This is a genomic window from Amycolatopsis samaneae (assembly GCF_039541975.1).
Taxonomy (GTDB): domain Bacteria; phylum Actinomycetota; class Actinomycetes; order Mycobacteriales; family Pseudonocardiaceae; genus Amycolatopsis; species Amycolatopsis samaneae.
On record NZ_BAABHG010000003.1, the window covers coordinates 590,398 to 602,500 of the forward strand.

General features: G+C 71.5%; 15 protein-coding genes. 14 read left to right on the plus strand and 1 reads right to left on the minus strand.

Going from position 1 to position 12,103, the window contains the following annotated elements:
* Positions 1-24 precede the first annotated feature (24 nt).
* The 12 genes from ffh to ABD987_RS09940 all read left to right on the plus strand — a co-directional run bounded on the left by ffh (position 25) and on the right by ABD987_RS09940 (position 9,225).
* Positions 25-1,560 (plus strand): signal recognition particle protein, encoded by a 1,536-nt coding sequence (ffh, locus tag ABD987_RS09885; RefSeq protein ID WP_345389407.1) that lies wholly within the window; start codon positions 25-27, stop codon positions 1,558-1,560.
* Positions 1,561-2,634, plus strand: a complete 1,074-nt coding sequence (locus ABD987_RS09890; RefSeq protein ID WP_345389409.1) for an amidohydrolase family protein — start codon at positions 1,561-1,563, stop codon at positions 2,632-2,634.
* A 43-nt stretch (positions 2,635-2,677) separates the two neighbouring features.
* Entirely contained in the window at positions 2,678-3,445 is a 768-nt protein-coding gene (locus tag ABD987_RS09895; RefSeq protein ID WP_345389411.1) for a CPBP family intramembrane glutamic endopeptidase, read from the plus strand.
* 162 nt (positions 3,446-3,607) lie between these two features.
* Entirely contained in the window at positions 3,608-4,396 is a 789-nt protein-coding gene (locus ABD987_RS09900) for a CPBP family intramembrane glutamic endopeptidase (protein WP_378214010.1), read from the plus strand.
* Between the two features lie 171 nt (positions 4,397-4,567).
* The gene (gene rpsP / locus ABD987_RS09905) at positions 4,568-5,008 is read left to right on the plus strand and encodes a 30S ribosomal protein S16 (protein ID WP_345389415.1); all 441 of its coding nucleotides are present in this window, start codon (positions 4,568-4,570) and stop codon (positions 5,006-5,008) included.
* Positions 5,005-5,244: an RNA-binding protein gene (locus ABD987_RS09910; protein WP_003103110.1), complete on the plus strand. Its 240-nt coding sequence runs from the start codon at positions 5,005-5,007 to the stop codon at positions 5,242-5,244. The genes rpsP and ABD987_RS09910 overlap by 4 nt, the downstream gene beginning before the upstream one ends.
* Before the next feature lie 19 nt (positions 5,245-5,263).
* Positions 5,264-5,776, plus strand: coding sequence for a ribosome maturation factor RimM (gene rimM / locus ABD987_RS09915; RefSeq protein ID WP_345389418.1), 513 nt, complete (start codon positions 5,264-5,266; stop codon positions 5,774-5,776).
* A 2-nt stretch (positions 5,777-5,778) separates the two neighbouring features.
* Positions 5,779-6,519: a tRNA (guanosine(37)-N1)-methyltransferase TrmD gene (trmD, locus tag ABD987_RS09920; protein WP_345389421.1), complete on the plus strand. Its 741-nt coding sequence runs from the start codon at positions 5,779-5,781 to the stop codon at positions 6,517-6,519.
* 184 nt (positions 6,520-6,703) lie between these two features.
* A complete protein-coding gene (gene rplS / locus ABD987_RS09925; protein ID WP_345389424.1) occupies positions 6,704-7,072 on the plus strand; it encodes a 50S ribosomal protein L19 in 369 nt (122 codons plus the stop codon).
* A gap of 31 nt (positions 7,073-7,103) precedes the next feature.
* Positions 7,104-8,048 carry a signal peptidase I gene (gene lepB, locus ABD987_RS09930; RefSeq protein WP_345389427.1) on the plus strand — a complete coding sequence of 315 codons (945 nt, stop codon included), beginning with the start codon at positions 7,104-7,106 and terminating at the stop codon, positions 8,046-8,048.
* A 77-nt stretch (positions 8,049-8,125) separates the two neighbouring features.
* The gene (locus tag ABD987_RS09935) at positions 8,126-8,905 is read left to right on the plus strand and encodes a ribonuclease HII (protein WP_345389907.1); all 780 of its coding nucleotides are present in this window, start codon (positions 8,126-8,128) and stop codon (positions 8,903-8,905) included.
* The gene (locus tag ABD987_RS09940; RefSeq protein WP_003096226.1) at positions 8,902-9,225 is read left to right on the plus strand and encodes a DUF2469 domain-containing protein; all 324 of its coding nucleotides are present in this window, start codon (positions 8,902-8,904) and stop codon (positions 9,223-9,225) included. The genes ABD987_RS09935 and ABD987_RS09940 overlap by 4 nt, the downstream gene beginning before the upstream one ends.
* An 11-nt stretch (positions 9,226-9,236) precedes the next feature.
* Here the strand turns inward: ABD987_RS09940 and ABD987_RS09945 are convergent, their stop codons facing one another.
* Entirely contained in the window at positions 9,237-9,794 is a 558-nt protein-coding gene (locus tag ABD987_RS09945; RefSeq protein ID WP_345389431.1) for a hypothetical protein, read from the minus strand.
* 226 nt (positions 9,795-10,020) lie between these two features.
* Here ABD987_RS09945 and ABD987_RS09950 point away from each other — a divergent pair, with 226 nt between their 5' ends.
* Both ABD987_RS09950 and ABD987_RS09955 read left to right on the plus strand, forming a co-directional pair.
* The gene (locus tag ABD987_RS09950; protein WP_345389434.1) at positions 10,021-10,416 is read left to right on the plus strand and encodes a YraN family protein; all 396 of its coding nucleotides are present in this window, start codon (positions 10,021-10,023) and stop codon (positions 10,414-10,416) included.
* Positions 10,417-11,931 (plus strand): YifB family Mg chelatase-like AAA ATPase, encoded by a 1,515-nt coding sequence (locus ABD987_RS09955; protein ID WP_345389437.1) that lies wholly within the window; start codon positions 10,417-10,419, stop codon positions 11,929-11,931. It begins immediately after the preceding gene.
* The last annotated feature ends 172 nt before the right edge of the window (positions 11,932-12,103 follow it).

Sequence of the window (12,103 nt, forward strand, 5' to 3'; positions counted from 1 at the left end):
GACTCAGCTGGAGCGTGCACCCCCGTGTTCGACACCCTCTCCGACCGCCTCACCGCGGCCCTGCAGACCCTGTCGCGCAAGGGCAGGCTGTCCGACGCCGACATCGACGCCACCGCGCGCGAGATCCGCATCGCCCTGCTCGAGGCCGACGTCGCGCTGCCCGTCGTCAAGGCGTTCATCGCGAAGGTCAAGGAGCGGGCCAAGGGCGCCGAGGTCCACGGCGCGCTGAACCCCGCGCAGCAGGTCATCAAGATCGTCAACGAGGAGCTCGTCGGGATCCTCGGCGGCGAGACCCGGCGGCTGAACCTCGCGAAGAACCCGCCGTCGGTGATCATGCTCGCGGGTCTGCAGGGCGCCGGTAAGACCACGCTCGCCGGGAAGCTCGCGCTGTGGCTGAAGAAGCAGGGCCACGCGCCGATGCTGGTGGCCTGTGACCTCCAGCGCCCCAACGCCGTGACCCAGCTCCAGGTCGTCGGCGAGCGGGCCGGGGTGGTCACGTTCGCGCCCGAGCCCGGCAACGGCGTCGGCGACCCGGTCGACGTCGCCCGCCGCGCGATCGCCGAGGCCCGCCACGCCCAGCACGACATCGTCGTGGTCGACACCGCCGGCCGTCTCGGTGTCGACGAAGAGCTGATGAAGCAGGCCGCGGACATCCGTGACGCGGTCGAGCCGGACGAGGTCCTGTTCGTCGTCGACGCGATGATCGGCCAGGACGCGGTCACCACCGCCGAGGCGTTCCGCGACGGTGTCGGCTTCACCGGCGTCGTGCTCACCAAGCTCGACGGCGACGCCCGCGGTGGCGCGGCGTTGTCGGTCCGCGAGGTCACCGGCCAGCCGATCCTGTTCGCCTCCAACGGCGAGAAGCTCGAGGACTTCGACACCTTCCACCCGGACAGGATGGCGTCGCGGATCCTCGGCATGGGCGACATGCTCACCCTGATCGAGCAGGCCGAGCAGGCCTTCGACCAGGAGCAGGCCGAGCAGGCGGCGCAGAAGCTGACCACCGGCCAGCTCACGCTGGAGGACTTCCTGGAGCAGATGCTCGCGGTCCGCAAGATGGGCCCGATCGGCAACCTGCTCGGCATGCTGCCCGGCGCCGGGCAGATGAAAGACCAGCTCGCCCAGGTCGACGACAAGCACCTGGACAAGCTCCAGGCGATCATCCGCGGCATGACCCCGGCCGAGCGGGACGATCCGAAGATGATCAACGGTTCCCGGCGGCTGCGCATCGCCAACGGCTCCGGCGTCTCCGTGCGCGAGGTCAACGACCTGGTCAACCGGTTCTTCGAGGCCCGCAAGATGATGGCGCAGATGGCCGGGAAGTTCGGCTTCGGCGGCGGGGGCGGCAGCAAGTCGCGCAAGGGCAAGAAGGGGAAGAAGGGCAAGGGGCGCGGCCCGACGCAGCCCAAGGTGCGGGGCGGTTTCCCCGGCGGCATGCCGATGCTGCCGCCCGGTGGCGGGATGCCCGGTGGCGGGCCCGACCTCTCCCAGCTCGGCGGCGGGCTCAACGACGTGCCGGGCTTCGACCCGACGAAGTTCAAGCTCCCCAAGCAGAAGTAGGTGACCGCGCTGCACCTGGCCGGGGTGATCCTGCCCGGCGGCGAACCCGGCGAGCTGTGGATCGACGGCGGGCGGATCACCTTCACCCGCGTGCCGGGCGCGGAAACCCTGACGCGGGACGGGTTTCTCGTACCGGGACTGGTCGACGCGCACTGTCATCCCGGGCTCGCCGCGCACGGTCCGGCGACGCTGGAGGAGGCCGCCGAGCAGGCGGCCGCGGACCGGGACGCGGGCACGCTGCTGATCCGCGACTGCGGGCTCCCGCTGGATGTCCGGCCGTTGCAGGCCCGCGCCGACCTGCCGACGATCATCCGCGCCGGGCAGCACCTCGCGCTGCGCAAGCGGTACATCCCCGGGTTCGGGCTCGAACTGGACGATCCCTCGCAACTGCCCGCCGCGGTCGTCGAGCAGGCCCGCGACGGCGACGGCTGGGTCAAGCTGGTCGGCGACTGGATCGACCGCGGTGCCGGCGACCTCGCCCCGCTGTGGCCGGACGACGTGCTGGCCGAGGCGATCGCGGCGGCACACGCCGAGGGCGCCAGGGTCACCGCGCACGTGTTCGGCCAGGACGCGCTGCCGGGACTGCTCGCGGCCGGGATCGACTGCCTCGAACACGGCACCGAGCTGAGCCCGGCGCAGCTGGACGAGCTGGCGCGCCGCGACATCGCGCTCGTGCCCACGCTCATCCAGATCGAGAACTTCCCCGGCATCGCGGACCAGGCGGGCAGGTACCCGGTGTACGCGGCGCACATGCGCGCGCTGCACGCCGGTGTCGGCGCGATGGTGTCCTCGGCGGTCGAGGCCGGGGTGCGCGTGTTCGCGGGCAGCGACGCGGGCGGCATGGTCGAGCACGGCAGGCTCGTCGACGAGATCGAGGCGCTGCACAAGGCGGGGATGTCCGCCGAGCAGGCGCTGGGCCAGGCGTCCTGGGCCGCGCGAGACTGGCTCGGGCACCCGGGCATCGCCGAGGGCGCCCCGGCCGATCTGCTCGTCTACCCGGTCGATCCGCGCGAGGACCTCGCCGCGCTGCGGCATCCCACCCACATCGTGCTGGGCGGCACGGTCTTCGCCTGACCCCTGTTTTCCTTGGCGGGCAAGGGACCTTACCGTGGCACCCGTGGATGATCGGGAGGACGGCGGAGCCCGGCGGCGGGTGGGCCTCGTCCTCGGCGCCCACTGGGGACTCCTCGCGTTCTTCGCGGGCATCGCCGGGTACTACCTGGTCAACCTCACGATCACCGTGCTGATGAACCGCCACCTCGGCGAGTTCGACCCGTTGGAACTGCACGACATCGGCCCGTTGCTGCTGCTGGCCTTCCTGCCCAACCTGCTGCTCGGCCTCGGTCCCGTGCTCGGCTCGCGGCGCTGGGGCGCGGGGCTGCGCGCGGACTTCGGGCTGCTGCCCACCTGGCGCGACGTCCGGATCGGCCTCGCCTGCGGTCTGCTCGCGCTCGTCGCCGGGTTCGCGCTGAACCTGCTGTCGATCGCGGTGTACGGCACGGATGACGTCACCGACAGCCCGCTCACCGATCTCGCCGACACCTACCGCGGCGACACCGGGTGGCTCGTGCTGGCCGCGGTGATCGTGGTCCTCGGCGCCCCGGTCACCGAGGAGCTGCTGGTGCGCGGCACGTTGTGGAACGGGCTGTCCTGGTATCGGATCCCGCCGTGGGCGGTGCTGGCGCTGACCGCGCTGGTGTTCGCCCAGCTGCACGGCGAGCCGACCCGCGTGCTCGCGCTGTTCGGGCAGGGGCTGGCCATCGGGCTGGCCCGGCACCTCAGCGGCCGGGTGGGCGCCGCGGTCGTCGCGCACGCGGCGAACAACCTGCCTCCCGCGGTGTTCCTGTTCGTCGGCACGGGCGACTTCTCGCTGGCGGCGCACTGACCGGACGCCGCGGCTCATTTGGAACACTCATGCTTCCGGGCGTGACGTAGCGTGCACACATGGCCTGACTGATCAGCTGTCGGTAACGTGATGGGCACTGTACGGGATCACGGAGACGGTTAGGCTCGTTGCGGCAGCCGAGCAGAACACCGGAGGACCGGCGTGACGACTTCCCAGTCCGGGGAATCCCTTCCGGGTACCGCGCCGCTATCGGAGGACATGTCCAGCGCTGCTCCGCCCCCGTCCCACCGCTGGGGCTTCGGCGCCTTCCTGCTCGTGGAAGCCGTGCTGATCGCCTCGGCGGCGTTCATCAGCGCCATCGTCGGCGAGACACCGGGCCAGCCGGTGCCGATGCGGGTGGTGCTGCTCGGCACGATGCTGCCCACCATGATCGCGGCGTCGGTGGCCGTCCTGATCACCTGCCTGCGGGGCAACGGGCCGCGGGTGGACCTGCGGCTGGCCTGGCACTGGCCGGACGTGCGCCTCGGGCTCAAGTTCGGTTGTGTCGGCCTGCTCTGCACCACGCTCGGCGCCTACGTCTGGACGCAGATCGTCGGCAACACGAACGCGACGTCGGCGATCAGCGCGCTGGTCGAGAACCGGAAGATGTCGGTGTCCGCCGCCGTCGTGATGTTCGTCTACCTGTGGCTGGTCGGCCCGATCTGCGAGGAGCTCATCTACCGCGGCCTGCTCTGGGGCGCGGTCGAGCGGTTGCAGTGGCGCAGCGAGCGCTGGGGGAGGATCGCGGCGTTCCTGCTGTCCACGGCGGTGTTCGCGGCCAGTCACCTCGAACCGCTCCGCACGACGTTGCTGCTGCTCATCTCGGTGCCGATCGGCCTGGCGAGGTTCTGCACCGGGCGGCTGCTCGGCAGCGTCGTGGCGCACCAGATGAACAACTTCCTGCCCGCGGTGGCGATCCTGGTCTCCGCGCTCGGGCTGACCTCGTTCTGAGCCCGGCTGCGCGGGCCGCGCGGCCGATCTGGCAGAATGTTCGCTTGCCCGCTCTCGCCGGACCCTCTCACCGCGCGGGAGCTGCCCACCTTCGGGTGCCCGCGTCCGTGTCCCCACTCGGCTCGTGTGTGCCCACCCTTGCATCGAGAGAACTGAGGAGTACCCACACCCGTGGCCGTCAAGATCAAGCTGCAGCGTCTCGGCAAGATCCGTGCGCCGTACTACCGCATCATCGTCGCCGACGCGCGTACCCGCCGGGACGGCAAGGCCATCGAGACGATCGGCAAGTACCACCCGAAGGAAGAGCCCAGCTTCATCGAGGTCGACACCGAGCGCGCCCAGTACTGGCTGGGTGTCGGCGCGCAGCCGACCGAGCCGGTGCAGCGCCTCCTGGAGATCACCGGCGACTGGCAGAAGTTCAAGGGCCTGCCGGGCGCCGAGGGCACCCTGAAGGTCAAGGAGCCGAAGCCGTCCAAGCAGGAACTGTTCAACGCGGCGCTGGCCGCGGCCGGTGAGGAGCCCTCCACCGAGGCCATCACCGCGAAGAAGAAGTCGCCGAAGAAGGCCGACGCCGACAAGGCCGAGGCCGAGGGTGAGAAGAGCGAGGCGTGAGCTTCCTGGCCGACTCCCTCGAGCACCTCGTCCGGGGCATCGTCGATAACCCGGACGAGGTCCGGGTCGAGCTGCTGACCACGCGTCGTGGCCGCACGCTCGAGGTGCACGTGCACCCCGACGACCTGGGCAAGGTGATTGGCCGGGGTGGTCGCACCGCGACCGCTCTGCGCACCGTGATGGGCGGCATCGGTGGCCGGGGCGTCCGCGTGGACGTCGTCGACACCGACCGCTGACCAGCACGGGAAGATCGACATGGACGTCGTGGTCGGCCGCGTCGCCAAGGCGCACGGTATCCGGGGCGAACTCGCCGTGGACGTGCGCACCGATTCGCCGGAACGGCGTTTCGCGATCGGCGCGGTCGTGACGGCGAAGCTGCGCGACGGCAGCAGCAGAGCACTCACCATGGCAGCCGCCCGCGAACACAGCGGGCGGCTGCTGGTGCGTTTCGAGGAGGTCCTCACCCGCGACGTCGCCGAGACGCTGCGGGGCGCGATGCTGCTCGCCGACACCGCCGAGCTGCCGCCGATCGAGGATCCCGACGAGTTCTACGACCACGAGCTGGCCGGCCTGCGCGCCGAGCTGACCGACGGCTCGGTGGCGGGCAAGGTCGTCGAGATCGTGCACTCGCCCGCCGGGGAGCTCCTGGAGCTCGACCGGGACGGGCGGAAGGTGCTGATCCCGTTCGTCAAGGCCATCGTGCCGGTGGTCGACGTTCCGGGTGGGCGGGTCGTGCTCGATCCCCCCGAAGGCCTGCTGGACGAGTAGCGATGCGCATCGACGTCGTCACCATTTTCCCGGAGTACCTCGACCCGCTGCGGGCCGCGCTGCTCGGCCGCGCGATCGACCGGGGGCTCATCGAGATCGGCGTCCACGACCTGCGGGACTGGACGCACGACGTGCACCGCGCCGTCGACGACGCGCCGTACGGCGGTGGTCCCGGCATGGTGATGAAACCGCAGATCTGGGGTCCCGCGCTGGACGAGGTCTGCGGGGAGCGCAGCAGGCTCGTCGTGCCGACCCCGGCGGGCCGCCCGTTCACCCAGGAACTCGCGCACGCGTACGCGGCCGAGGAGCACCTGGTCTTCGCGTGCGGGCGTTATGAAGGCATCGATCAGCGGGTCGTCGACGACGCGGCCCGGCGCATGCCGGTGGACGAGGTGTCCATCGGCGACTACGTGCTCGTCGGCGGCGAGGCCGCGGTGCTGGTCATCGTCGAGGCCGTCGTCCGCCTGCTGCCGGGCGTGCTCGGCAACGCGCGCTCGGCCGAGGAGGACTCCTTCTCCGACGGCCTGCTGGAAGGGCCCAGCTACACCCGGCCGGAGGTGTGGCGCGAGCTCGCCGTCCCGGAGGTCCTGCGCTCGGGAAACCACGCGCTGATCGACCGCTGGCGGCGGGACCAGGCACTGGAACGGACCGCCCGGCGTCGTCCCGACCTGCTCGCGCGGCTCCCGGAGAACGGCCTCGACCAGCGCGATCGCACCGTGCTCGACGGGCTGGCGCCGGAGTAGGTCGGCCCCCTGGGGAACGCGGCCCGACGCCTCTGTCATACTTGACCGGTTGGTGTGAGTGGACCTGTCCGTCCACGAGCCCGCCGACAGCTCCCGGGAACGGCCGCAGTGGCGTAGTGCCGCGTGTGTACGCAGGCCCGGGCCGTGAACACCTGCCATACGAATCGACGAGGACGGACCACCGATGAACACCCTGGACGCGCTGGACGCGCAGTCACTGCGTTCCGACATCCCGGCTTTCCGCCCGGGCGACACGCTGAAGGTTCACGTCCGCGTCATCGAGGGCAACCGCGAGCGGAACCAGGTCTTCCAGGGTGTCGTCATCCGCCGTCAGGGCGGGGGCATCCGCGAGACCTTCACCGTCCGCAAGGTCTCCTTCGGCGTCGGCGTCGAGCGCACCTTCCCGGTGCACTCGCCGAACGTCGCCAAGGTCGAGGTCTTCAAGCGCGGTGACGTCCGCCGGGCGAAGCTCTACTACCTGCGTGACCTCCGCGGCAAGGCCGCGAAGATCAAGGAGCGCCGCGAGAACCGCGAGACCACTTCGGCTTCCTGAGCCCTCGCCTGGTTACCGGTAGCCTGGCTGCGTGGTCGAACCCGTGTCCCAGAACGCGCCCGAGGATGAGCCCGAACGTCCGGAGGAGGAGCGTCCGTGGCGCTCCCGCTCCGAGGGGCGCCACGGGGCACACCGGAAGGACAAGCCGAAGAAGAAGCGGTCCTTCTGGAAGGAACTGCCGATCCTGCTCGTGATCGCCCTGGTGCTCACGATCCTGATCCAGACGTTCCTCGCGAAGGTGTTCATGATCCCGTCGGGATCGATGGAGGCCACGCTGCACGGCTGCACCGGATGCACGGGCGACCGCATCCTGGTCGACCGGGTCACCTACGACTTCACCGACCCCTCCCCGGGCGATGTGGTCGTCTTCAAGGGCCCGCCCGCCTGGACGCAGAACGAGATCCCCACACAGGAGCCGAGCAACTTCGTGGTCCGCGCGCTGCGCGGGCTCGGCTCGCTGGTCGGGTTCGCCCCGCCGGACGAACGCGACTTCGTGAAGCGGGTGATCGCGACCGGCGGCCAGACCGTGCAGTGCTGCGACACCCAGAACCGGGTCGTCGTGGACGGCAAGGCACTCGACGAGCCGTACATCCACTGGAGCGACCCGAGCCAGCAGACGCAGTCGTCGTTCCCGCCGGTGAAGGTGCCGGACGGCAGCCTGTGGGTGATGGGCGACAACCGGAACGACTCCAGCGACTCGCGGTTCCAGGGCGGCGGCGGTCCCGCCGGCGCGGTCCCGGTGGACCATGTCATCGGCAAGGCGCGGATCATCGTGCTCCCGCCGAACCGCTGGGGCGGCATCACCGACCACAATCCGCAGGAGAACGCCCAGCCGGTGGCGCTGAGCGCCCCGGCGTGGCAGAGCGGGCTCCCGCTCGGCGTCGGTGTCGCGGCCGCGTGGCCCACGCTGCTCGTCGGCCGGAAGCTGTCCGCGGGCGTCCGCAGGGCGGCCACCGGGCGGAAACGCCGGACCTGACTCCCGGACGGGGTAATCCAGCCTTGACAGTTCCCGTTCCCCGTGCCGCGGCCGAGCCGCCGCGGCCACCCCGCGCCGTGGTGCGCGGCGAGCTCTTCTGGGGCCTCCAGGGCGCCCTCGAACGCCGAGGTCTGGGCCCGGTCGCCGGAGTCGACGAGGCGGGCGCGGGTGCCTGCGCGGGCCCGCTGGTCGTCGCGTCCTGCGTGCTGAAGCCGGGCGACGCGGCCCGCCTGCCCGAGCTGACCGACTCGAAGATGCTCACCGCCAAGGCCAGGGACCGGGTCTACGACCGGGTGCTGGCCAGGGCACTGGACTACACGGTCGTGGTCGTGCCCTCCACCGAAGTCGACCTGTTCGGGATCCGGGTGATGAACCTCGAGGCCATGCGGCGCGCGGTCGCGGGGCTGCGGCAGACTCCCGGCTATGTCCTGATCGACGGCTTCCCGGTGCCGGGTATGCCCGCGCCGAGCGTGGCGGTGATCAAGGGCGACCGGTCCGTGGCCAGCATCGCCGCGGCGTCCGTGCTGGCGAAGGTGACCAGGGACCGGATCATGGCCGGGCTGCACGAGGACCTGCCGGACTACGGTTTCGACGTGCACAAGGGCTACAGCACCGCCGATCACATCGCCGCGCTGACCAAGCACGGGCCGAGCGCCGCGCACCGCTGGTCGTACACGAATGTCGCCACCGCGGCCGCCGCGCACGGCCTCACCCCGCCGCATCGGGTCGTGCTCACCTACGCCGCGCTGGAAAACCCGAGCGTGCCGGTCCGTGCCCTGGCCCGCCGGGTGGGTAACAATGAACGCTCTGCCGCACCGGCGGCCGGACGATCGCGAGGAGGGGCGCGGGTTTCATGAGCGCTGAGGATCTCGAGAAGTACGAGACCGAGATGGAGCTCTCGCTGTATCGCGAGTACCGCGACATCGTTGGCCAGTTCTCGTACGTGGTGGAGACCGAGCGGCGGTTCTACCTGGCCAACGCGGTCGACGTGCAGGTCCGGGACGGCGGCGGCGAGGTGTACTTCGAGGTCCGGATGTCGGACGCCTGGGTCTGGGACATGTACCGTCCGGCCCGGTTCGTCAAGCATGTCCGGGTCATCACCTTCAAGGACGTCAACGTCGAGGAACTCGACAAGCCCGACCTGAGGCTGCCCGAGGACGGCCCCTTCTCCGGCTGACCCCGCCGCCGTCAGCACCCGTCCGAGGGCGGCTGCCGGGGCGGTGTCCAGTTCAGCTCCCCGGCCGCGCCCGGGTCGGTGAACGCCAGGACCGATTCGTCGAGCCGGTGGTACCGGAGCGTGTCTCCCGCGGTCTCGTACAGCTCACCGGCCAGCAGGAGCAGCGGCCGCCCGTCGATGTGCAGCAGCACCTCGGCGACGACCTGCTCGTCGGTGACGAGGGCGACCTGGTCGACGCGGCCGGTGGGCAGCTCGGCCAGCGGCCGGGCACGGTAGATCCCGTGCCAGTCGTTCCGCTCGGCGTCCTGCCGCTGGGCGTCGGTGGGCGACGGGAGCCACAGGCCCCAGACGTCGTCGTCCTGATGTGTGGCGAAGTATGTGGTGGTGCTGTCCAGCTCCGCGTGGAGCGACAACAGTTGCAGGCACGGCACGTCCGGGTCCTCGAACTGCGGGCCGTCGGGCGTTTCCTCGCGTAAGGCCATTTCCACGCCGGTCCAGGAGCGGACATGGGTTCCCCGCAACGCGGTGAAGGCACGAACCGTGTCGGCCAGCCAGCTGCTCCGTGTCACCTCGGCAGTATCCCGGTCGCGGGACGTACGCATAGCACCTCACGCCGACAGTTTCCGTGGCTCGGGCCGCGCGACGGGCCGGTTGTCCACAGCACCCCGGTTATCCACAGGATGACGAATCGGGCCTGGTGCCCGTTCCGCTCACCCTGGCACCGTTGATCACACACGCACCGTGACGACCGGCCACCGCCGGTCGCCGGTGATCACGGGATGCCGAGGGGGCACGATGACGGGTTTGGCGCACCGTCCCGCGCAGGGGGCCACGACGCACTGGCGTCGCGAGTTCGGCCGCTGGGGCGAACAGCTGGCGGCGGGCTACCTGCAGCGCGCGGGGCTGGTCCTGCTCAGCCGGAACTGGAGTTGCCGCGAGGGGGAGCTCGACCTCGTGCTCACCGACCGGGCGAGAGTGGTGTTCTGCGAGGTCAAGACCCGCTCGGGGACCGAGTACGGCCTGCCTTCGGAGACCGTGACCCCGGAGAAGGCCGAGCGGGTCCGGCGGGCGGCGCACCAGTGGCTGCGCACGTTCCGCGTCGGCTGGTGCCGGACGCGCTACGACGTCGTCACCGTGCTCGCGTGCCCGGGCGAGCGTCCGCGTGTCCGGCACATCGAGGCGGCGTTCTAGATGCCGATCGCGAAGGCGTGGTCGGTCGCCGTTCTCGGCATCGACGGCAGGATGATCGAGATCGAAGCGGATCTCGGCGGCGGGCTGAGCCGTGTCACCCTCGTCGGGCTGCCCGACGCGGGGTTGCGCGAAGCCAAGGACAGGGTGCGGTCCGCGGTTCGCAACTCCGGCCAGCCATGGCCGGACGGGAAGGTGACGCTGGGGCTTTCCCCGGCGAACCTGCCCAAGGTCGGCTCCGGGTACGACCTCGGCATCGCGGCCGCGGTGCTGGCCGCGATGGGCACGGTCCCGGCGACGCGGCTGATCCGCACGGCGCTGCTCGGCGAACTGGCCCTCGACGGCCGGATCCGTCCGGTGCGCGGCGTGCTCCCCGGGCTGCTGGCCGCGCGTGCGGCGGGGTTCGTCCGCGCGGTCGTCCCGGTGGAGTCGCTGTTCGAGGCGGCGCTCGTCGACGGGGTCGAGGTCGCGGGCGCGGCGCGGCTGGCCGATCTGGTCGGCTGGCTGAAGGGCGAGACAGAACTCCAGCCGCCCGGGCCACCCGAGCCCGCGTCGGCACCGCCGTCCGTCCCCGACCTGGCCGACGTCGTGGGCCAGCCGGAAGCGCGGTGGGCACTGGAGGTCGCGGCGGCGGGCGGGCATCATCTGTTGCTCACCGGGCCGCCCGGGGTCGGCAAGACCCTGCTCGCGAAGCGGCTGCCGGGACTGCTTCCCCGGCTGTCACCCGAGGAGTCGCTCCAGGTGACGGCGGTGCATTCGGTCGACGGCTCGCTGTCCCGGACGGCACCGCTGGTCACCGTGCCGCCGTTCGTGGCACCGCACCACTCGATCACGGTCGCCGCGCTCATCGGCGGTGGCAGCGGCCTGGCCTCGCCGGGCGCGATCAGCCGCGCGCATCGCGGGGTGTTGTTCCTCGACGAGGTCTGCGAGTTCGGCGGCCAGCGGCTGGAGTCCCTGCGCACGGTGCTGGAGGAGGGCGAGGTGCGGATCGCGCGGGTGAAGGGCGCGGTCTCCTATCCGGCGCGGTTCCAGCTCGTCCTGGCGACGAATCCCTGTCCGTGCGCGCCACCGAAGGAAACCGACTGCACGTGTTCCGCCACCGCCCGGCGCCGGTATCTCGGCAGGCTCTCCGGCCCGCTGCTGGACCGGGTCGATCTCCGGGTGCGACTGCGCCCGCTGACGGCGATCAGCGCGCACGAGGTCGACACCCCGGAAGGGTCCGAGAGGGTGCGGGAGCGGGTCCTCTCCGCGAGGGAGCGGGCGGAGCGGCGGTGGCGGGAGCACGGCTGGCGGGTGAACTCCGAGGTGCCGGGCCCGGTCCTGCGCCGGGAGTTCAGCCTCCCCAGGGGGACCACCACGGTCCTCGACCGCGCGCTCGACCGGGGCGTCATCACCGCGCGCGGCGCCGACAGATGTCTGCGGATCGCCTGGACGCTCGCGGATCTGGACGGCGCGGCGCGGCCCGGCGGCGAGCACGTGTCCGCGGCGCTCGGTTTCCGGGAACGGAGCGCGGCATGAGGAGGTTCCGGGGCCGCCGCCGTCTTCCGGCGCGGCGCGGACGGGCGGGCATGGCGTTTCGGCTGGAGGCGTGCTGCCGGCCGGAGCCCGGGTACGACGCGCGGGATCGGCCCCACACCGGGTCGCGTGCTCCCGGTCCGGTCCTGCAGAAGCCGCCGGCGCCGAGTCCCCC